This window comes from Treponema sp. Marseille-Q4523, assembly GCF_016901105.1.
Lineage (GTDB): Bacteria > Spirochaetota > Spirochaetia > Treponematales > Treponemataceae > Treponema_D.
The window spans coordinates 69,122-90,032 of record NZ_JAFEVM010000005.1 but is presented as its reverse complement, the minus strand read 5'-3'; the positions used below and the strand labels follow the sequence as shown (position 1 = coordinate 90,032).

Sequence of the window (20,911 nt, the reverse complement as noted above, 5' to 3'; positions counted from 1 at the left end):
AAGCTGTTTTTACATTATACACGATATGGCAGCCTCAATCAACTATTCGGAAAAGGCGTCCGGCGCGACGATTTCGCCGCGGTAGAGCATTTTCGGATAGACGACGATTTTAAGTCTCTTTTCGAGTGCGCTGTAGCGCCGCATTTCATACTCGTCCCCGACGACGATATTGATTCCCGTTTTGCCCGCGCGTCCCGTGCGCCCTGCGCGGTGGATGAAAAAATCGTCGTCGTCGTTTAAATCCATTTGAACGACGTGCGTAACGCCTTGAAAATCGAGTCCGCGGGAAGCGACGTCGCTCGTGATCAAAATACGGCAGCTTCCGCTTTTGAATCGGTCGAGAGCATGCTTGCGCTTTTGCTTGTCTTTTTTCGCGTAGAGGGATTCGCAGTCGATATTTTTATATTTCAATTTCGATGCGATGTTTTCGACTTGATCGCCGCGGCTCGTAAAAACAAGCATCTTTTGTATGTCGAGGGCGGCAATCAGCTTTTTCAGCGTATCGATTTTATCGCGGCTTTCGGCGTAAATCGCCCAGTGTGAAATACGCTTTCGAAGCACGTCTTCTTCCGGCAGCGAAATCGATTCGCATTCGGTAAAAAACGCTCTTACGGCTTTCGTTACCGTCGCCGAACATCCGACAAGCTGTACGTTTTTCGGAAAAAGCGAGACGAGGGAAGCGAGGTCGTCTTTGATCTCTTTTTTGACGAGCCGATCGACTTCATCGAACACCGCTGCGCGCAATCCGTTCAGTTTTAATTTTTTTAAGCGCGCGAGCTCCAAAAGGCGCACGGGGCTTCCGACGGCGATTGCGGGATCCCCTTTTAAAAGCTCGGTTTGCCGCCGTATCGGCGCGCTTCCTGCGAGCAACGCGCATTTTTTGCTTGAAATCGACATGGCGGCGTCTCTGATTTGGGAAGAAAGTTCGAGCGTCGGAGCGACGACGAGGATTTTTACGCCGCTATTTTCGTCCTTTTCCATGCCGTCTATGAGCGGTAAAAGATAAGCGAAGGTTTTACCGGTACCCGTTTCCGACTGAAAGAGAAGATTTTTCCCTTCTGCAATGAGGGGGATCGTCTTTTGCTGTACGGGCGTCGGTTGTACGATCGAGAGCGCTTGCAGTTTTGCGCGTATTTCGGGAGAAAGGAGCGAAAATGCGTTTTGCGTGTCCATACGCAAACTATAGCGCAAAAACGGAATTGCTGCTATAATATTTTGTCATGAAAGCAGGCATAGATACATTCGGCTGCGATCACGGGCGCTCCGGGATCGGCTCATACCTCCATTCGTTTGCGGCTAATCTCCCGCTTTCAGACGATGTCGAATTCGAACTGTTCGGTTCCGAAATCGATCGGTACACGTATAATTCCGTACGCGAAATTCCGTTTCAAGCGCTTTCCGTTCCCGACAGTCTCGGCGCCGAGCGTTTATGGCATTTTTTTCGCCTGAAAAAATTCGCACAAAACGCAAAGTACGATGTCGTGCTCTATCCCGCCATCGAGCGCGTGCTGCCGCTTTCGTTTAAAACGCCGGGAGTCGCCGTCGTCAATTCCATCGTTTCCGTCATGCTCAAAGAAAAGGGCGACGGTATGATGCGTATGCAGATAAAGCGGGGACTTGCAAAGGTGCAAAAGATCGTCGCTGCGAGCGAATTTTTACGAAATGATTTGATAGGACTCGGCATCGACGAAGCGAAAATCGAAATCATCCACAACGGCATCGACCACAGGCTCTTTTTTCCGCAGCTGCAGATCGATGCCGAAACGGTAACCATAAAGCCCTTTGCGATAAAGCGGCCGTATTTTATCTACGGATCGCGTCTTTCCGGACCTGAAAAAAAACACATCGAACTTATAAAAGCCTTTGCGCTTTTTAAAGAGCGCACGAAGTCTCCGCACCGCCTCGTCATCGCGGGCGCCGAAGGACCCTCGTCCGAAGAAGTGCACAGAGCCGCCTCCCTTTCTCCCGCCGCGTCGGACATCTTTCTTACGGGATTTTTTCCGCACGAAAGCTTTCCGCTTTTATACGCGGGAGCCGATGCGTGCCTTTTTCCGTCGGTGAACGAAGGAGTGGGGCTTCCGATACTCGAAGCGATGGCGACCGGCATTCCCGTCGCGTGCTCGAACGCGGGTGCGCTTCCCGAAATGGGCGGGGAGGCAGCTCTCTATTTCGATCCGAACGATATCGAAGAAGTCGCCTCCGCTATGGAAAAACTCGTCACGGATTCCGCTTTCCGCGAAAAGATGATCGCATCGGGCCTTCAAAGGGCACAGCGTTTCAGCTGGGAGACGACGGTGACGGAAACGATCGAAGTTATGAAAAAGATCATACGGTGAGAGAGCATGCCGTATACTTTTGTATACAGTATAAGAAAGTTTCGAAAGTAATTCCTTGTAAACACTGAAAAACCACGGAAATCAATTTTTACCTAAAAGGTCGGATGTCGAGCTTTTTGAAAAGCAAATGACACTACAGTTTTTCGATCTCCGCTTCCGAAAGACCGGTCGCTTTCGCTATCACTTCAATGCTCAGTTGCATACCTGATAAAATTTTTGCCGTTTCCCGCTTTGCCTGATAAGCTCCTGCGGCAATACCGTCGCGTCGTCCTTCTAAGAGTCCGTCTCTTCTGCCTTTGCGTATTCCCCGCTCAAAACCAATCTTTTCACCCGCCATGCGTAAGTCATCTTCTCTGATATTCAACGACATATATACGCTCCTGAACTTTTCGTTCCGTTTCGCTTTTTCGACAAGCTCATCGATGTGCTGCGTAAAACCGCTCGTCGCCCGCCTCTTGCAAAGATACTCCAACAAAGTGCTCAATTCAGGCTCATCTTCTTTACCGTAGGCACCGACATTATAAAACACCTTAACGCTTTTGTCATCAAGAAAAAGCGTACCGTCTTCACTGCATACGTTACGAAACGTATACACAGGTAAACCTTTACCGCAGGGATCCTGCGTACAGATAAAGATGACATAGCTCTCTTTCAGTTCCGCGTAGCTTTGTCCGCGTAAGAGGTTATCGACATCCATAAGACTTTGGTAATAACGTGTGCGTTTGGGAAGAGAAGGCGGGATCGACGTTTGTATTTCTATATCGAAGATGCGCTCGGGCTCTGAGACATAGACGTCGAGACGTATGCCCTTGCTTTCGTAAAAGGGTGCTATCGTTTTTTGCAGGGAGGGATATTCGATTTTACCGACTTTGATGTGTAATAAGCGTTCCAATACGCCTTTACAAATTCTTTTGTTTTTCATGACCGTGCCGAACATAAAGTCGTCGGTAAAGATGAGCTCGTCGACGGGTTTATGAGTATATTCCATAGTTGTACCTTCGGTTATTGGGATAGTGCGGCAAGGAAGCCGCTGAACTATATGGTTTAATTTCGAGTTTTCTAAAACTCGAAATTTTCCAACTGTTTCGTTCACCAACTGAACGGCGAGTTTCGAAAGTGAATAAAATGATGCGGAGGCGAGGTTCCGGCTGCGTGCCGTTTCGAGCGTTAGGCTTGCGGAAGCCTACCCTAAAAGCTCGACCGCTGCGCTCACTACCGAGTTTGCAGAGCAAACTCGGTAGTGAGCGCAGCGAACGAAGTTCTCGCCGAAAGCATAGCTTTATTTAGAAATACTTTCGAAACTCGACTTTCGACCTATATATCGCCTGCAAAGTGATAAATTATGCGGTTTTTTGTAAAAATTAACGGGAACATCGTTTCCTGCGCGGGGAACTTCGCGCTCCGCGCTCGTTGCAAGTTGCGCGGGGAACTTCGCGCGATGTACGGCACGATGTCGCCTTTCGTCTCCGTATGAAACTCATTACCCATTACACATTACCAATTACTCATTAGAAAATACCCATTACACATTGAAAATTGATTTCCGTGCCGAAAAACCGTCTACTTTTGTATACGGCTTAAGAAGAATTCGATAAAAAGCGCTTTATCAATCCGTACGTTCGCGTAGCGTAAACTGTGCCTAAAACACAAAATCCGTAAAGTAATTTTTTGTACGAAAGTATACACAACATCTCCGTTGAAATTCGTATAAAAACAGGTTATACTGTAACAGTGATGGCAGAGAAACGCACCGATAAAAACAGTATACGTTCTCACAAAAAAACGCACAAAAGTTTTGCAAAAACACTTGACATAAGACGGCATATCGGGGAAAATTCGCAGCCTCGCAGCCTCGCAGCCTCGCAGCCTCGCAGCCTCGCAGCCTCGCAGCCTCGCAGCTGAGGGCGAACTATAGCCGAATAAATTTACATTCAAACACACACGATTTTTCTCAACGAATAAAACGCACAAAGGGCGCACCGTCCCCGTGCGTTTTTTTATTTTTTGAAGTTCTACGGATTGGAACGGATCAAGGCAATGGATAATCGGTAATTGATAATTTAATTACACATTACAAATTCCCTATTAAAATGAGGAGGTATTTATGAAACATCTAAGTAACAAAAAGGGAGCCGCGGCGCTCGCCACAGCCGCAGTTTTGGCATTCGCTTTGCTTTTTACCGGCTGCTCGCAAACGACAGACGGCAGTTTCGGAGGAGGCTCCGGAAGTGGAGGTGGTACCGGGGGCAGTGCTCCGCAAGCGCCCCTTGTGTCAGGCGGTGCTTCGCTTATTTTAAGCCCTAATGAGCTCACTATCACTGTTACGGTAAAAACCGCCGATAACTCCCCTGTTACGGTGGAAGGCTGTACCGAAACGAAGCTTACAATTCATAATTGGGAAACAAAACTGCACGCAAAGGGTACGACCGTCATCCTGAAAGGCAACATCATCGAGCTTAAGTGCGGCATCGCTGCCGACGGCAATTCCAATAAACTGCTTGCCCTTAACGTACAGGGCTTAAGTACTTTGCAAGAGCTTGACTGCAGCAGCAATCGGCTTACCGCCCTTGACGTACAAGGCTGCACCGCTTTAAAAAAGCTGCACTGTTACGATAATCAGCTTACATCCCTTAACGTACAGGGCTTACACGATTTGCAAGATCTGTGGTGCAGCGGCAATCGGCTTACCGAACTTAACGTGCAGGACTTAAGTGCTTTGAAAAAGCTTCTCTGCTACGGTAATCGGCTTACATCCCTTAACGTACAAGGCTTAAGCAAATTGGATACGCTACGGTGCCGCGTCAATCGGCTTACCGAGCTTAACGTACAGGGTTGCATCGCTTTGAGAAGTCTGGACTGCACCGGCAACCGGCTTAATACCCAAGCGTTTATAAAAATCTTTAATGATTTACCGCAGATCCCGGCTTCCTACGTATATTCCGTACTATGTTATCTGTATACCGAAAAGACCGGCGTTCCCGAAGGCAATCTCAAAGACTTTAGCGCTCCTTCGGAACTGAAAGCAGCCTTCGACAACGCAAAAGCCAAGAAGTGGACGATGTATAAATATGATGCAAGCGGGAATACGGTTAAGCTTTAATCCACCGATGTACAAATGATCGAATGGGCTGCGGACGATATTGTAAAATCGTCCGCGCTTCGCATTTACGCTGTCAAAAGAGATCCTACGTCGAGATGGGTTTTGTTTTGTACGATATCTTTCGAAACGACGAGCTTTTTTTGCTCGCGGTCTTTGATCGACGGAAGTTCGTACATGATATCCTGCAGCATTTTTTCGACGATGCTGCGAAGTCCGCGCGCGCCGGTTTTTTGGCGGACGGCTTCGTCGGCGATTTCCCCGATCGCTTCTTCGGTGAATTCGAGTTTGACGTTGTCGAGGGCGAAAGACGCCTGAAACTGCTTTGTGATCGCGTTTTTCGGTTCGGTGAGGATGCGCACCAAATCGTCCCGCGTGAGCTCTTTGAGCGCGACGGTGATAGGCATCCGTCCGATCAGTTCGGGGATGATGCCGAATTTGACGAGGTCGTCGGGCGTGCAGCGGTTGAGCAGGTTCATGCGCTCTTCTTCGTTCATCATACCGACGTTGCTGCCGAAGCCCATCGCGCGCTCCGCAGTGCGCTGTTCGATGATCTTTTCAAGGCCGACGAAAGCTCCGCCCAAGATAAAGAGGATATTCGTCGTGTCGATATCGATCATCTCCTGATTCGGGTGCTTGCGTCCTCCCTGCGGCGGAACGCTCGCGTGCGTACCTTCGATGATTTTCAAAAGCGCCTGCTGTACGCCTTCACCCGACACGTCGCGCGTGATCGACGTATTTTCGCTTTTGCGCGAAATTTTGTCGATTTCGTCGATAAAGATGATACCGCGCTCGGCAGCTTTGATATTGCCGTTTGCGGCGTTTATCAATTTTAAAAGCACGTTTTCGACGTCTTCTCCGACATAGCCCGCTTCGGTGAGCGTCGTCGCATCGGCGATGGCGAAGGGTACTTTCAGCTTTTGCGCGAGCGTTTTTGCAAGCAGCGTCTTTCCGCTTCCTGTCGGCCCCATGAGCAGTATGTTCGATTTTTCGATGAGCACGTCGTCGTCTTTGCGCATACTTTTCGGAACCGACATGCGTTTATAGTGGTTGTACACGGCGACGGAAAGCGTCTTTTTCGCTTCGTCCTGTCCGACGACATATTCATCGAGGTATTCTTTGAACTCTTTCGGAGTCGGCACATCGCTCATCGTAATCGGCGCGACTTCTCCTTCTTCCTGATCGAGCATGCTCTGACAGACGGCAACGCACTGATTGCAGATGTGGATATTGCCTGAAGGCGCTCCTACAAGATGACGCGATGCGTCTGCGGGTTTTCCGCAAAACGAACAAAACTGCGCGTCGCTTCCGAATCGTTTCATTGTTTTTTTCTCCCCGGCATAATGTGATCGACGATGCCGTATGCGAGCGCGTCTTCGGCCGACATATAAAAATCGCGTTCCATATCGGAAGCGACCTGTTCGATCGTCTTTTTCGTGTGGTGCGCAAAATAATCGATTGTCAATTTTTTCAAGCGCACGATTTCTTTTGCCTGGATCGAAATGTCGCTTTCCTGTCCCTGCACGCCGCCCCACGGCTGGTGGATCATAACGCGCGAAGAGGGAAGGGCGAACCTTTTTCCCGCAGTGCCGCCTGCGAGGAGGATTGCACCCATGCTTGCAGCCTGTCCCATGCAGATCGTTTGGATTTGGCACTTGACGTACTGCATCGTATCGTAGATCGCAAGACCTGAGGTAACCGATCCTCCGGGACTGTTTATGTATATGCTGATGTCTTTATCGGGATTTTCCGATTCGAGAAAGAGAATCTGCGCGACGACCAAGTCCGCCGTAACGTCGTTTATCTCCCCGTCGATAAAGATGATTCTGTCTTTGAGCAGCCGCGAAAAAATATCATAGGATCTCTCGACGTTTCCGCTCCGCTCGATGACGGAGGGGACGAGCGTGTTCATCCGTTCATTCATAGTCACATCCTGTATTACTACAATATACTAAAAAAACGAGGCGGCGTGGGTTCAGTTGCTTTCCCCTTTAAACAAATCGGCGAACGACATCGTATCTCCCTTTACCGTTTTTACTTCTTTATACAGTTCGTCGTAAAGCTTTTGCTCTTTTGTGTCGTCGATGAGATATTCTTTCGCTTTTGCATCTTCATAGTGTTTTTTCACTTCGTCGACGCTCATGCCGCCGCGATCGGCGATTTCTTTATAACGCGCTTCGACATCTTCGGGCGTAACGGAAATATTGCGCGCGCGGATCAGATTGTCGACGATGATTCTGCTTTTAAGCATCTTTTCGCTTGCGCCTGCCCATTCTTTGAGTATGTCGGCTTTTGTCTGTTTTGCCGACGAAAACATTTTGTCAAGCTGTTCCGGCGTCGTCTGAAACTGCTGCGCCATCGAATACCAGCGGTTTTCGAGTTCCGCATTGAGCATGGAAGAAGGGATATCGAAGGGATTTTTTTCGACGAGCTGGGAAAGCAGATCGTTGTTTTTGATTTCCACGATGCGCCGCTCCTTCGCGCTTTCCATATTTTTTACGATATCTTTTTTTAAGTCGTCGAGCGTTTTGTATTTTTCGCTCACATCCTGCGCAAGTTCGTCGTCGAGCGCGGGAAGATTGCGTATTTTGATTGCGGTAACCGTTACGCTTATCTTTTTCGTCGTACCCGCCAAACTTTCGTTTTTGTCGTCTTTAGCGTAGGTTTTCGTGATCGTTTTCGTTTCGCCTTTTTTCATGCCGATGACATCGTCATCGATGCGGTAGAACGTACCGTCCGTTCCCGCCGTAAAAACGAAGTCTTCGCGCTTTGTTCCTGCGATTTCGTTTCCGTTTTCGTCGAGTTCGGCATAATCGATCGTAACGATATTGTCTTTTTCGACTTTTTCGTCGTCTTTTTTGTCGATGACGACAGCATTGCGTTCCTGTACGGCTTTGAGCTCTTCATCGATCTCTTGGTCGCCGATTACGACCTGCGGCTCTTTTATCGTAATGCCCGAAAAGTTTTTGACGTCGACTTTGGGATACACGTCGTAGGTGAGAGAAAAGCTTAAATCTTCGGCAGCGTCGAGTTCCGGCATTTTTTCCATGACGGGCTGAGCGTAGGGGAGCGGACGGTTTGCCTTTTCCGCATCGTCTTCAAAGATTTCGTTGAGCGCTTTGTCGATTATATCGCTTACCGTATCGGCTTTGATGCCGTCTCCGAATTTGCGTTCGAGAATATTCGCCGGCACGTGGCCTTTTCTGAAGCCCGGAATCTGCGCCTGCTTTAGATATTTGCCGAGCGTTTCCGCGTATGCGGCCGCGACGTCTTTTTGTGAAACGGTGACGGTGAGTTTTACCGCCGATTTTTCAAGGTCGGTGAATTCTTTTTTGAGTTCCACGCTTCGCTCCTTACCAGTGATCTCCGTACGAATAAAAAAAGCGATTCAGATTGCTCCGAATCGCTTTTGGTTTCAAGCGGGAAACGGGAGTTGGACCCGCGACATCCACCTTGGCAAGGTGGCGCTCTACCACTGAGCTATTCCCGCAAATAATTCTTTGCGTTTTCCGGCGCTGTAAGCTTCGGTACTCGAGCGGGAAACGGGAGTTGGACCCGCGACATCCACCTTGGCAAGGTGGCGCTCTACCACTGAGCTATTCCCGCAAATCTGTATGTCGCAACACCTTAGGCAACGGAATTGCGAGAGAAGGGACTTGAACCCTTACGCCGTAAGGCACCGGAACCTAAATCCGGCGTGTCTGCCGTTTCACCACTCTCGCATAAAGAGTGCGTGCCTTCTCGTCTCACACAAGGCTTGAGCCATGCCGGCTTCGAACCGACGACCCACAGATTAAGAGTCTGTTGCTCTACCAGCTGAGCTAATGGCCCGTACTCAATCCACGACAGTGGCTGAATGTTGTAACTATAGCAAAAATAAAATAAAATGGCAAGTACGTCGTACGATTTTTTTAGGGCTTACGCATGAGAATCTATATTCCCCAAAAAATAACCATTACCGTAAAAAAATCGGCTGCACTCCCGGCAACAGCCCTGCCGTTTGCGCGGGGAACTTCGCGCTTCGCGCTCGTTGCAAGTGCCGCGGCAGACCGTGATTGGAATCGGACTGCGCAAAATTTCTTCGAAATTTTGCTTGCCATCGGTCAGAGCGGCTCGGCGGCATTGCCGCTGCCTCGCGTTCCGCCTTTTTTATATATTATACGCTTTTTTCCGTGTATACATTTTTCATGCGTAAGCCCTGACGATTTTTTTGTAGCACGGCAGGTTTTTTGCAGTACGGCAGGAATCGGCGAAGACGGTGCGGATGAGGGAATATTGCGTTTAGCGTGACTCGAACACGCAACCTACGGATTCGAAGTCCGTTGCTCTATCCAGTTGAGCTATAAACGCTTTTGCAGGATTTGGCGCCGCATCGAACGTCCGGCTCGCGGACACATCGTCGGGTAACCGTTTTATTAATTAAGAAAAGCGGGTGCCTGGTGGGGATTGAACCCACGACAACCAGATCCACAATCTGGCGCTCTACCACTGAACTACAGGCACCGTAGCGCATTTGCAATGCCCGAAAACTATAACAAATTTTTTGACGGTACGTCAAGAGCGCGATGCGCGAAGGCACGGAAATCAAGTTTTGCCCAAAAGCGGTAATAACGTCTGAGGATTCATAAGAGCGCGGAACATAATGCCGTTCAACGGCAGCTTCGATTGTGTCTCACGCTTATGTATGCGAATTATGTTAAGCGCACATTTGTGCAGCATATTGAGATCCTGCTGTATGTTCTTACTCTGCACTCTGCATCTGTCCTCATCAAAATGTACATCCAACAGCCAATGCATCGTTTCTACCGACCATTCCTCTCTTGCATGATGGAGCAGCTCTTCCGCTCGTAACGCTTTACTTGAAATATAATAATGCCATTCTTCCGTCACGCCTTTGCTCGTCTCAAATCGCGTATGTATCGCTCCAATGCATTTAAGCGCCGGCCATGTTCTGCCGCCCGGTTGCCAGCCCACATCATCACTCGTATACGCACTGCGACTTTCCTTCCGCCCATGTCCCTTTTCCGTTCGCGTGATGCTGTCCATCTTCGCTCTCAGCCTCGTATCCTGAACATACTCTGCGATATCGTTCATAAGTGCTTCTTGATTGCCCTTCGCACTTAACAAATAATCCGCTTCCGCCCCAATTATCGCCTCCGCAGTCTCTATTTGACAGTTCATTGCGTCTGCGACTACCATACAGCCCTTGATTTCAAGCTCTTTTATCAATTCCGGTACAGCCGGAATCTCGTTACTTTTTGATTCGACCGTTCTTTGGGCGAGTGTCAGCCCCAATTCCCCTATCTGTGCACTGATGATATGCAAGGGATTGTCGTATTTTTTCATCTTTCCCGTTGAGCGGATAGCTTTTCCGTCTATGGCTATCGTCAACGGCTGCTTCTTTTTCTTCTTGCTTTGTTCTTCCTCTTCCGTCTCAAGTTTTGCTGCAAGATCCGGTAAAACCGAAGCAACCCATTGTTTCATACACTCATTCAATGATTCCGGACGTATGATTGCAAGCAGACTTAACAGCCACCAATAGCACGGTATCCGTTTGATCCCGAAGGTTTCTGCCAAAAATGTTCTGACATGTTCGGTCGTTGCCCACTCGTGGATTTTCTTTACGCTTTGCAAATCGCACAGGCTTCCCAGAATCACGATGATAACCGCGTCTTGTACGCTGCAAAAATACCCGTCGTATTCCCGTTCCGTCTCCAGCACTGCAAGTGCATCTTCTAATGTTTCCCACCTCATGCTCTTACTTTAGCACTTTATCAACTTTTTAAACAGTAGTCGGGCAAAATTGATTTCCATGGCGCGAAGTTCCCCGCACACAGTCCGCAGCTTTTATCATCGCACGGCTTTTATTTTTTTTCGCGCTTCATCGGAAATTTTCAGCGCGTTTTCCTGCAGCTTCAAATGCGTGCCGTACATGGATGCCGCAAGCGCATCGATTTTCCCGCCCTCGCCTTTCGTTTCGGCAAATACGCGCTGTCTCAAGCGGACTTCCCGCACGATCGTATTGTCTTTTTCAAGAAGGGCGATGAGATCCCAATGCCAATTCAAATCGCTCGGAGGGAAAAGCGGCGGAGGCGGATCTTTTCGGCGCGAGTTCGCTTCGGCGACGATTTGCATCAAGCCGGGCGCGCTGTCTTTACCGAGCACTTTCATCATATACGGTTTTCCGAAAACGCATATCATCCCCGTTTCATCGAGCTTGTAATCGCCGAAATCGAGCGGCATCTTTACGATATTTCTGATGCGATTACTTCGTCCCGTTACGCAGGTAAAGATGCTCGCGCTCGAAACGATATGCTTTGCGACGGAAAAAGTTTTCCCCGTGTCGTCGAAGGACGCGAGGTCGTTCGTGTACGGCATCGTCGTCTCCCAAAAGCGGAGCACGTACATGCCGTCATCGCTTACATAGTACGAGCGTATTTCAGGCGCTCTCGGATAGGGTGCAAGACGTATGCTCTCCCGCTTGCACACACCCTGCCAATAGCCTGTAAGCTCGCTGCCTGAGGACGCGGGACTCTCGGACGAATCGAAGCGAAGTACGAAATCGAGATAGAGTTCGTTTCCGATGACGGCGACGGGGATGCGCGTTTCGTATTTCTTTTTGCCGTTGTATTTGACGACGAGCTCCCACGCACCGCTGTCGTAAGGCACGGCATTTCCGTTCGTATCGTAGCGCGGGGGACGATTCAAAAGGTCTTCTGCCGTCACCGTAAGGCGCTCGGCTTCTTTTGTCGTCGCCGTACACAAAAATCGTTCGGACTGAGATGCAAAGGCTTCTGGTTCTGCCGCCCTGTCGTAAAACCAGCCGTAATAGGTTTTTAAGATAAGGGCGATATCGGTCGGTTTCACTGCCGCCTTTTCCGCAGTATTCTCCGGTACGAAAAATACGTAGCGGTCATCTCCCGTCCAAATGCCTTCAAGCAATGCGGGAAAGTTTACCGTCTCCCGTTCGGGAACGCTCACGTAGTCCCAGCCGTACATAGCGGCGATCGTACGCGCGTCGAGTTCCGTCTGCGGAAAAAGAAAAGCGGAGAAAAAAACAAAAAGCGGCAAGAGGCGAAGAGCTTTACCCATATCTATCATATCGGCAGATTTTTCCGATATACGCACCGTATCATACATCAATGAACGGCGAATTTTGAAAACGAATCAAGTCAACTGCCGTCACTGAAGGCGGCGGCTTGATACGTATTATCTCGTTGCGTAAAAAAAGGAACGGCTAGATTTCTTTTATAAAATATAGAATCTTGATTACTCATCTATCTCTCCAAAAACATAGGTTGTAGATTCACTGAGATTTAACTCCGCCAAACAAGTGTCATTAAAAGAATTTCCTTTGCACAATTTTGCAGCACTAAATGAAACCGGTCCGACTCTATTATTATAATCAAACGCTACTACCTGATATCGTACAATGCCGTCTTTTAGTTTTAATGAAATCGGCTTGCTGAGAATTAATTCTGTTTTTGTATCATTAAATTCATAAATATCGGCATTTAGTTCTAAGATTCTGTTATTGGCAAAATAATATTTTTCATTTAATGCATATCCGTTTATAATTGCAATATTTACAACTTTTGAAAACTTTGATTTAAAACCGCCGAATGTAATCTGCATCAAATCATCTTTGGTATTTTCCACATAGCTTGTTGCAGGATTTCCGTCAAAAGCATTTTGTATACTGTATTTAAGCGGACATTTCGGGTCAAACAGATAGTTTGAAGCCTGTATGTTTATGCCTTCTTTGCTCCAAGCATTTGTGATATCGTCGTTTATATTATATTTTGAAAACCATGTAGAAGATGATGCATCTATTTGATTTTTGCAAGTATGATACGTTATGGGAACAATGTTTTCATTTATTTTTTGCCTGTCTGCAGTAAAAGCGACTGTAACTTCTGTTATAAAAAAACCTATTTCGTTTTTATTAAGAAGTTTTATCATCAAATCATTAAAATGATAGCCTTCCCATTCTCCCTGAGAAACCCAATACTGCGAATATGAGCGGATACAAATATTTTGTAGAACATTTTTCTTGTTTTGTAAAAATAAGATCTGCCAAATACAGTTCTCCTCCCCCTGCATCTTTAAGCATTCTTCTTTATTTATTGTTTTATTTTTATACTCTGCATTATAAATAGTTTCTAACGGGCTGACGCTAATCAAAAATCTGTAAAACCGCAAGCCGCAATTTGTCTCCGTAAAGACTTGGTAGTTCATTTTCTCTATTTTCTTTTTCCTGAAAAAATAATTATCAATACTTAGAATTGCATCTCGTACTTCATCTTTTTCAAAAAACGATTTTTCTTCCTGCGCACTCAACCGTGTTAATTTTTGCCAGCTGTTCGGCATCATGTTTTTCAGTTCCGGTGCTTGTGCAAATATGATTTGAAATGTACATAAAAAAATTGTAACAACCGATAATGGCTGTTTCATCATTTACTCCTTCAGTCCGAACAATAAGTGCTGCAACTACTTTATCAAACTCTATCTCCTGCTTCAAAAACATAATCGTTTCCTAACAAAAAAACCTCCGAAAACCGGATACGGTTTTCAGAGGTTCGTACATACGCTCGCAATGAAAAAGCAAGCGGCAAAAATCGAATCGATGTTACTCTGCAGGCGCAAAATCTTCGGGGTATTCGACGTTCGTATACACGTTTTGTACGTCGTCGTTTTCTTCGAGCTTGTCGATGAGCTTTTGCACTTTTTCGGCCGTTGCCGCATCGACTTGCGCGTTCGTATCGGCGACCATGCCCACTTGCGCGGAAAGCGATTCTAGCCCTTTTTCCTGAAGCGCTTCAAGTACGCTGTCAAAAGTCGAAGGATCGGTCGTTACGGTGATGATACCGCCGTCGTTTACGATGTCGTCGGCGCCGGCTTCGAGACCGACTTCCATGACCGTATCTTCCGATACTTTTTCGGCGTCGTATTCGATCGTGCCTTTGCGCGCAAACATACGGGAAACCGAACCCGTCACTCCGAGCTTTCCGCCGTTTTTGTCGAAGATGTTGCGCACGTCGGCCGCCGCGCGGTTTTTATTGTCGGTAAGCGTTTCGACAAGGACGGCAACTCCGCCCGGTCCGTATCCTTCGTAGACGAGCTCTTCGTAGGTTTTTCCGTCCGTGTCGCCGGTACCTTTTTTGATCGCGCGTTCGATATTGTCTTTCGGCATACTCGATGCGCGCGCTTTTAAGATGGCGGTGCGGAGTCTGGGATTCGAGTTCGGGTCTCCGCCGCCCATGCGCGCAGCGATTGAAATTTCTTTAATAAATTTTGTAAACATTTGACCGCGCTTCGCGTCGGCGATCCCCTTTGCATGTTTAATCGTTGACCATTTACTGTGTCCTGACATGGTTTATCGAACTCCTATGAAAAAAATTACTGAATAATGATTGTTTTGTGACTATAGCATGAAACGAATATGACTGTCAACGATATGAAAAGCGGTTGTGAAAAGCGGGATATGTAAACCGCACGGGGCGGCGGCTTTGCAGATGATCCGCACGATAATAGACAGTTTGCCCGTATTCTGATATAATAGATAAAATGAGTACGATTAGGCTTTCTCCGTCGCTGCTTTCCGCCGATTTTGCGAATTTGAAAGCGGCACTCGCATTGATTGAACAAAAACACAGCGGTTCCGTGCACATCGACGTGATGGACGGAAGCTTCGTGCCGCAGATTTCGTACGGGCAGCCGGTCATTGCTTCTTTGAGAAAACATACGAAGTTGCCGTTCGACGTACACCTCATGGTCGAACATCCCGAGCTTCAAGTCGATTCATTTGCCGATTGCGGCGCCGACTGGATCACCTTTCACATCGAGGGGACGGTACACGTTCATCGGCTCATCGAGCGCATCAAATCGCTCGGCAAAAAAGCGGGCATCGCCTTCGTACCGTCGACGCCCGTTTCCGCGCTTTCCGAAATTTTGCCCCTCGTCGACCTCGTGCTCGTCATGACGGTAAATCCCGGCTTCGGCGGACAATCGTTTATTCGCTCGTGTGCGGATAAAATCGAAGAGCTTTCGGCAATTAAAAAAGCGAAAAATCTTTCATTTGATATTTCCGTCGACGGAGGCGTCAATAAAGCGACGGCGCCTCTCGTTATCGGTGCGGGCGCCGATATTCTCGTATCGGGTTCCGCATTTTTTAAAGGCGAATTCGATTTGGAGTCGATATGATCGGTACCGAAAAACGTTTTGCGCTCGCCCTTGCCGTCCTCATTTTTTGTGGGGCATCCGTTTTTTCCGCATCCCGTGAAGGGCAAGCCGCTCTCGCTCAGGGCTGCGACGCATTCAAATCGGGCGATTGGTATTCGGCGATGATTTCTCTCCGTAAAGCGGCTGCCTATCCCGAAAACGATACGGGCGAAACGCGCTATATGCTCATCGCGGCGGAAATGTATACCGGCGCGTATGCCGAAGCGCTTGCCGATTGCGATTATTACCTTCGGGTTTTTCAGGGCGGTCCGTATGAATCCTACGTGCAATATCAAAAAGGGCGCGCGTTTTTTTATCTCGGAGACTATGAAAAAGCGGTTTTGCTTTTGAGCGATTTTTGTCATCAGTATGCCGATCACGAAATGTACGCGTCGGCTTTGTTTTGGATCGCCGAATCCTTTTATGTCGGCTACAATTACGATGAAGCGCTTCCGCTGTACGAGCGCATCGTACGCGAATTTTCCTCCGATGCAAAAGCTCAGGCGGCCGAACATCGCATTGAAGCGATCGCACAGCGCACGCGTGAAGAAAAATTATTATATCTCCTGAAAAAAACGGGAGAAGCGTATTTGGCGGCAAAAGAAGATTACGAAAAGCAGCTGCACATGTACGATGCGGTGAGCGTCACTTCTTCGGGGAGCGAAAAAAGGGCGGCCGATTTGCAGAAAAAAAACGAAGCGCTCGCAGCGGAAAATAAACGCCTGCAGGCGGAGCTTACCGATCTGCAAAATAAACTTGCTTCTCAAAAAGCCGAAGCGAACGAGCGCGTGCTGCGCCTCAAAGCGAAAGCGCGCGAAGCGGAAGCGCTCATGAAGGAGGAGGCACAGTGAACGGGCGAGTCTTTTTGCGCGGCGCCGTCTTTGCCGTCTGTTTCGTTTTATCGGTGTCCGGATATCTTTTTGCGAAAGAGGGTGCGGACGCGAAGACCGTGACCGTATCTTCGGGAAACGCAAAACTCGTGCTTCGCGGGGAGCGGGGAACCTTTCAGCTCTATGCGCTCGGAGAAGACGGGAGCGAAACTGCGGTCTTTTCAGGAGCGGATGCGTTTACGTCGACGTATTTTTCCCTCCTCGCCGGAAAAAAAGAATATCGTTTAAGTTCGCACCGCGGTGCTGTGACGGGTGCGACTGCAAATCCCGACGGCGGAACGCTCGTCTATAAGCTGCACAAAATTGCAGATGTTACGGTCGATTTTTCGTTTGCAAGGTCTCCCGAAAGCTCTTTCGACGATATTGTAAAAGTTCGCATTTCCGTCGTCAACGCGGGAAAAAAAACGAACACCTTTGCGCTCAAGGGCGTATTCGATACGGTGCTCGGAGAAAAGACGAAAACACATTTTTCTACGGCGGATATAAAATCGATCAATGCGGAAACGCAGTTTCACGATATGAGCGCATCCCGCTGGATTTTGTCGCGGGGGCAGGAAGCGGCCGTGCAGTTTTTATTGTACGGAGCGGATACGACGAAGATCGAAGAGGCGACGCTCGGCAATAAAGACGTGCTTTCCCTTCCGATGTGGTCTCCGGTTTTTGTTCCCGTCCGTTCTTTCGACAGCGTGACGTCGTACAACAATTCCGCGCTCGCGGTAAATTGGCCGAAAGCGTCGCTCGAAAGAGGGGCGGAAGCGGAAGTCGTTTTTTATATCGCGCTTTCCTCCGACGGGACTGTGCCGAAAGGTGGCGCATATATCGCTTCTTTCGATAAAACGCTTCCTGTGGATGATAAAGCGAATGAAAACGCGAAAGCGAACGTCGGCGATGAAAGCGCCGTTCCCGAATGGAAGCTCGACAAAGCGTACGTCGCTTCTCTTTTGCAAAGAATACAGGCATTGAGCGATTACGATGCCGATGCGGATGAACTCGCGGAACTCAACGCGGAACTCGATGCGATCCTCGAGCAGCTGAGGCGGCGATAAATATGCCGCGCGATGTTCTCGATGTCGCTTCAAAAATGCTCTCTCGCAGAGATTTCCCTTCTGCGATAAAGCTCCTCGAAGGGCGAAGCGAAATTTACGAAGGTAATTTCGATTACTATATTTTGCTCGCACACGCGTGTCTCTATGCGGGAGACGCGGGAACGGCATCGATGTACTATCAAAAAGCGCGGGAGATAAAGCTCACCGACACCGGCTTGCTTTTGGGACAAGCCGCTCTTTTTTTGCGGCGGGGCAATACCGACCGCGCGGTGCAGTATTATCTGGAAGTGCTCGACGGCGATCCCGAAAATAAAACCGCAAAAAAGGCTCTCGAATTTATTCGAACGCGGGGCGATTACGATACGATTTGCCGGTGGATCGACAGCGGAAAAATCGAACGGTTTTATCCGCCGCTCGGTGTGAATATCGGAAAGATTTTAGGAATCGCCGTTCCTGCGGCGGCTTGCGTGCTGGGAGCGCTTTTTATGCTGCTCATTATCCGATTTCCGCGAAACGCTCCCGAGGGGGAGAGGGCGGACTTATCGGCGCTTGCGCTTTCTTCCGACGAAACGAAATTCGCTCAGGAAAAGGATATGGTATCTTCGGCTTATGCGTTTATCCTGTCGAACAAAGAGATAACCGAAAGCTATGCGCGTTCTCAGCGGTATTTTCAAGCCTATCGCGACAATGCGGCGCAGATCGAAATCAACCGGATCTTGCATTCGAACGCATCGCTTTCGATCAAACAAAAAGCGCGCGTTTTGATGAGCTATCTTTCACCTCCGACTTTCGACACGATAGCCGACAATCCCTCGTATGAAGATGCGGTGAAAAATCCCGTGCTCTACGAAGATTGTTATGCCGTCTGGTCGGGGCGCGTTTCAAATGCCGCCGTGCAGGGTACTTCATACCGTTTCGATTTGCTTGTCGGCTACGAAACGATGGAAAAAGTTGTCGGCATCGTGCCGGTGCAATTCCGATCCGATCCGGGAATTACGAGCTCGCTTCCGGTGAAAGTGCTCGGAAAGATCGTATTCGAAAACGGAAAGCTGAGCCTTGAAGGGCGGTCGGTGTATCAAAGCGTAAAGGAGTTTCTCGAAACACCGTAAACTGCAGTTTTTTATGTGATTTCCGCGTAAAATGGCAAAGTTTCGGCGATATATATATAGAGGGCAGCTCTAAAAAAATCGAGTCGATTTCGGGAGCCTGTCCGAGTTTTGCGGCGCCCCGTTTTGTGCGAAAGCGGTGCGGAAAAAATTGATAAAGGAAGGTGTGTAATGGCAACGGCAGCTGTAAACCAGCCGGCGGATAAGTCGGAAAAATTAAAGGCTTTGGAAGCCGCTCGGCTCCAAATTGAAAAGCAATACGGCGCGGGTTCTCTGATGAAGCTTGGTACAAAGGCGGACACAGCGGGTTTCGACGTAGTCCCCTCCGGCTCGATTTTGCTCGACGAAGCGCTCGGCATCGGAGGTTATCCTCGCGGACGCATCATCGAAATGTATGGACCTGAGTCTTCGGGAAAGACGACGCTTGCCCTCCATGCGATCGCCGAAGCGCAAAAGCTCGGAGGCATCGCCGCTTTTATCGATGCGGAGCACGCCCTCGATCCGCAGTATGCGAAAAGCCTCGGCGTCAATATCGACGACCTTTGGGTATCGCAGCCGGATACGGGAGAGCAGGCGCTTGAGATCGCAGAAGATTTGATACGCTCGGGCGCGGTCGATATCATAGTTATCGATTCGGTCGCGGCCTTAACTCCGCAGGCCGAAATTGAAGGAGAAATGGGCGACAGCCACATGGGTTTGCAGGCGCGCCTTATGAGCCAAGCGCTCAGAAAACTCACGGCGATCATCGGCAAGTCGAATGCGATCCTCGTGTTTATAAACCAGATCCGCATGAAGATCGGAGTCATGTTCGGAAATCCGGAAACGACGACGGGCGGCAATGCGCTTAAATTTTATTCGTCGGTGCGTCTCGAAATCCGCCGCATAGAATCGATCGAAGGGAAGGGCGACGAAGACGCGATGGGAAACCGCGTGCGCGTAAAAGTCGTCAAAAACAAAGTCGCCCCCCCGTTCCGCAAAGTCGAGCTCGACATCTATTTCGGAAAAGGCGTATCCGCTTCGGCGAGCCTCCTCGATTCCGCGGTAAAGCACGGCCTCATTGAAAAACGCGGCGCGTGGTATTCGGCGGGAGAAGATAAAATCGGACAGGGAAAAGAAAACGCGGTGCAGTTCCTCGAAACGAATAAAGACTTTGCCGCAAATATCGAAAAAAAATTGCGCACCGAACTCTTTCCGGGGCAAGCGCTCAAGATGAAAGACGGCGCGGCAAAGGGCGATGCGGGAAAAGCCGACATAAAATCCGATGCGGCAAAACCCGCCGCACAAAAAGCGGATGCTCGCCCTGCCGCCGATGTGAAAAAAAGCGACGGGGTAAAGGCGGGGGTAAAACCTGCGGCAAACGAAGAGGAGCTTTTTTGATTGCATGAAGTGACGCTCGGTATCGGCTCGAATATGCCGTACCGCTCCATGCCGCCGATCGATATCGTAAAGGCGGCTTGTGCGGAACTGCACCCGCTTTTCGTTACGTTTGCCGTTTCTTCGCTGTACCGCACACAGGCGCTCTACATCGCCGATCAAAGCGATTTTTACAATATGGTCGTCTGCGGCGCCGTCCGCGAAGGACTTACGCCGCATGATCTCCTTGCCGAAATTCACAAGATTGAAGAGAAGTACGGGCGCAACCGTAAAAAAGAAGTGCGCTTCGGACCTCGTTCCCTCGACATCGATATCGAACTTTTCGGCGATATGGAAATCGACGACGAAGCGCTTACGATCCCGCATCCGAGAATGCGCGAGAGAGCCTTTGTGCTTGTCCCGTTCCTCGAACTATTAAAACGCCGTGCACTCGGAGATGATGATAGGGGAGAGGTTTCTCTTTTGATAAAAAAATACGGTGCGGATTTGGAAAAGCTTTCCGATCAGCGTATAGAGCGCTGCAGCGATTGATAAAACCGAGGCGCGTAAACGCAATGAGGCGCAAAGCTGCAAAAACTGCGGTGATTTGTCTTGAAATCGCGATGAAGTGTGAAGCGTGAGGAAACGGTGCGACGGATTTTTAGAATCGATTTTGCTTTTTTAAGTCGAGAGTTGAAAAACGCTCATCGCGTTTTTCTTTTATGGGAGACGCGCGGAAATTTCTGCGCGGGGAACTTCGCGCTCCGCGCTCGTTGCAAGTTCCGCACTGCTCGAAATCTTCGCGCTCCGTCTTGCCACTGCCTTTCCGTGCAAGTATAATGAAAAAATGCGAAAATAACTT

General features: G+C 49.0%; 17 protein-coding genes and 6 tRNA genes. 8 read left to right on the top strand and 15 right to left on the bottom strand.

The genetic code is table 11. The features are described from left to right. Window positions 1–42: 42 nt before the first annotated feature. Window positions 43–1,173, bottom strand: coding sequence for a DEAD/DEAH box helicase (locus tag JSQ97_RS02730; protein ID WP_205074643.1), 1,131 nt, complete (start codon window positions 1,171–1,173; stop codon window positions 43–45). A 47-nt stretch (window positions 1,174–1,220) separates the two neighbouring features. Here JSQ97_RS02730 and JSQ97_RS02725 point away from each other — a divergent pair, with 47 nt between their 5' ends. Beyond that, window positions 1,221–2,336, top strand: coding sequence for a glycosyltransferase family 4 protein (locus JSQ97_RS02725; protein ID WP_205074642.1), 1,116 nt, complete (start codon window positions 1,221–1,223; stop codon window positions 2,334–2,336). A 133-nt stretch (window positions 2,337–2,469) separates the two neighbouring features. Here the strand turns inward: JSQ97_RS02725 and JSQ97_RS02720 are convergent, their stop codons facing one another. Beyond that, window positions 2,470–3,324: an Rpn family recombination-promoting nuclease/putative transposase gene (locus JSQ97_RS02720; protein WP_205074641.1), complete on the bottom strand. Its 855-nt coding sequence runs from the start codon at window positions 3,322–3,324 to the stop codon at window positions 2,470–2,472. 1,116 nt (window positions 3,325–4,440) lie between these two features. On the opposite strand from JSQ97_RS02720, the gene JSQ97_RS02715 reads away from it, so the two are divergent. Next, the gene (locus tag JSQ97_RS02715; RefSeq protein ID WP_205074640.1) at window positions 4,441–5,436 is read left to right on the top strand and encodes a leucine-rich repeat domain-containing protein; all 996 of its coding nucleotides are present in this window, start codon (window positions 4,441–4,443) and stop codon (window positions 5,434–5,436) included. A 65-nt stretch (window positions 5,437–5,501) separates the two neighbouring features. Here the strand turns inward: JSQ97_RS02715 and clpX are convergent, their stop codons facing one another. From clpX to JSQ97_RS02650, 13 genes are all read right to left on the bottom strand, one after another. Then, a complete protein-coding gene (gene clpX / locus JSQ97_RS02710) occupies window positions 5,502–6,755 on the bottom strand; it encodes an ATP-dependent Clp protease ATP-binding subunit ClpX (RefSeq protein WP_205074639.1) in 1,254 nt (417 codons plus the stop codon). After that, window positions 6,752–7,357, bottom strand: coding sequence for an ATP-dependent Clp endopeptidase proteolytic subunit ClpP (gene clpP / locus JSQ97_RS02705; RefSeq protein WP_205074638.1), 606 nt, complete (start codon window positions 7,355–7,357; stop codon window positions 6,752–6,754). The genes clpX and clpP overlap by 4 nt, the downstream gene beginning before the upstream one ends. Window positions 7,358–7,408: 51 nt before the next feature. Continuing rightward, window positions 7,409–8,776, bottom strand: coding sequence for a trigger factor (gene tig / locus JSQ97_RS02700; protein WP_205074637.1), 1,368 nt, complete (start codon window positions 8,774–8,776; stop codon window positions 7,409–7,411). Window positions 8,777–8,851: 75 nt separating this feature from the next. Continuing rightward, window positions 8,852–8,923, bottom strand: a tRNA-Gly gene (locus JSQ97_RS02695). 44 nt (window positions 8,924–8,967) lie between these two features. After that, window positions 8,968–9,039: transfer RNA gene (locus JSQ97_RS02690), tRNA-Gly, on the bottom strand. A gap of 35 nt (window positions 9,040–9,074) precedes the next feature. After that, a tRNA-Leu gene (locus JSQ97_RS02685) sits at window positions 9,075–9,155 on the bottom strand. Between the two features lie 36 nt (window positions 9,156–9,191). Beyond that, window positions 9,192–9,264, bottom strand: a tRNA-Lys gene (locus JSQ97_RS02680). A gap of 445 nt (window positions 9,265–9,709) precedes the next feature. Next, window positions 9,710–9,783: transfer RNA gene (locus JSQ97_RS02675), tRNA-Arg, on the bottom strand. Between the two features lie 81 nt (window positions 9,784–9,864). Continuing rightward, a tRNA-His gene (locus tag JSQ97_RS02670) sits at window positions 9,865–9,936 on the bottom strand. Window positions 9,937–10,017: 81 nt separating this feature from the next. Then, the gene (locus JSQ97_RS02665; protein ID WP_205074636.1) at window positions 10,018–11,187 is read right to left on the bottom strand and encodes an ISAs1 family transposase; all 1,170 of its coding nucleotides are present in this window, start codon (window positions 11,185–11,187) and stop codon (window positions 10,018–10,020) included. 96 nt (window positions 11,188–11,283) lie between these two features. Beyond that, entirely contained in the window at window positions 11,284–12,525 is a 1,242-nt protein-coding gene (locus tag JSQ97_RS02660; protein ID WP_205074635.1) for a hypothetical protein, read from the bottom strand. A gap of 177 nt (window positions 12,526–12,702) precedes the next feature. Next, window positions 12,703–13,887: an NADase-type glycan-binding domain-containing protein gene (locus JSQ97_RS02655; protein ID WP_205074634.1), complete on the bottom strand. Its 1,185-nt coding sequence runs from the start codon at window positions 13,885–13,887 to the stop codon at window positions 12,703–12,705. Between the two features lie 175 nt (window positions 13,888–14,062). Continuing rightward, complete coding sequence (locus JSQ97_RS02650; RefSeq protein ID WP_205074633.1) at window positions 14,063–14,806, bottom strand: YebC/PmpR family DNA-binding transcriptional regulator; 744 nt, start codon at window positions 14,804–14,806, stop codon at window positions 14,063–14,065. 194 nt (window positions 14,807–15,000) lie between these two features. Between JSQ97_RS02650 and rpe the strand changes: the two genes are divergently transcribed. The 6 genes from rpe to folK all read left to right on the top strand — a co-directional run bounded on the left by rpe (window position 15,001) and on the right by folK (window position 20,601). Next, window positions 15,001–15,636, top strand: coding sequence for a ribulose-phosphate 3-epimerase (gene rpe, locus JSQ97_RS02645; protein WP_205074632.1), 636 nt, complete (start codon window positions 15,001–15,003; stop codon window positions 15,634–15,636). Further along, window positions 15,633–16,505 (top strand): tetratricopeptide repeat protein, encoded by an 873-nt coding sequence (locus JSQ97_RS02640; RefSeq protein WP_205074631.1) that lies wholly within the window; start codon window positions 15,633–15,635, stop codon window positions 16,503–16,505. Before rpe ends, JSQ97_RS02640 begins: the two co-directional genes overlap by 4 nt. Further along, on the top strand, window positions 16,502–17,590 hold the full coding sequence (locus JSQ97_RS02635) for a hypothetical protein (protein WP_205074630.1): 1,089 nt from the start codon (window positions 16,502–16,504) through the stop codon (window positions 17,588–17,590). Before JSQ97_RS02640 ends, JSQ97_RS02635 begins: the two co-directional genes overlap by 4 nt. Before the next feature lie 2 nt (window positions 17,591–17,592). After that, window positions 17,593–18,699: a tetratricopeptide repeat protein gene (locus tag JSQ97_RS02630; protein WP_205074629.1), complete on the top strand. Its 1,107-nt coding sequence runs from the start codon at window positions 17,593–17,595 to the stop codon at window positions 18,697–18,699. A gap of 168 nt (window positions 18,700–18,867) precedes the next feature. After that, complete coding sequence (gene recA / locus JSQ97_RS02625) at window positions 18,868–20,073, top strand: recombinase RecA (protein ID WP_205074628.1); 1,206 nt, start codon at window positions 18,868–18,870, stop codon at window positions 20,071–20,073. Window positions 20,074–20,082: 9 nt separating this feature from the next. After that, on the top strand, window positions 20,083–20,601 hold the full coding sequence (gene folK / locus JSQ97_RS02620; RefSeq protein ID WP_370590021.1) for a 2-amino-4-hydroxy-6-hydroxymethyldihydropteridine diphosphokinase: 519 nt from the start codon (window positions 20,083–20,085) through the stop codon (window positions 20,599–20,601). The last annotated feature ends 310 nt before the right edge of the window (window positions 20,602–20,911 follow it).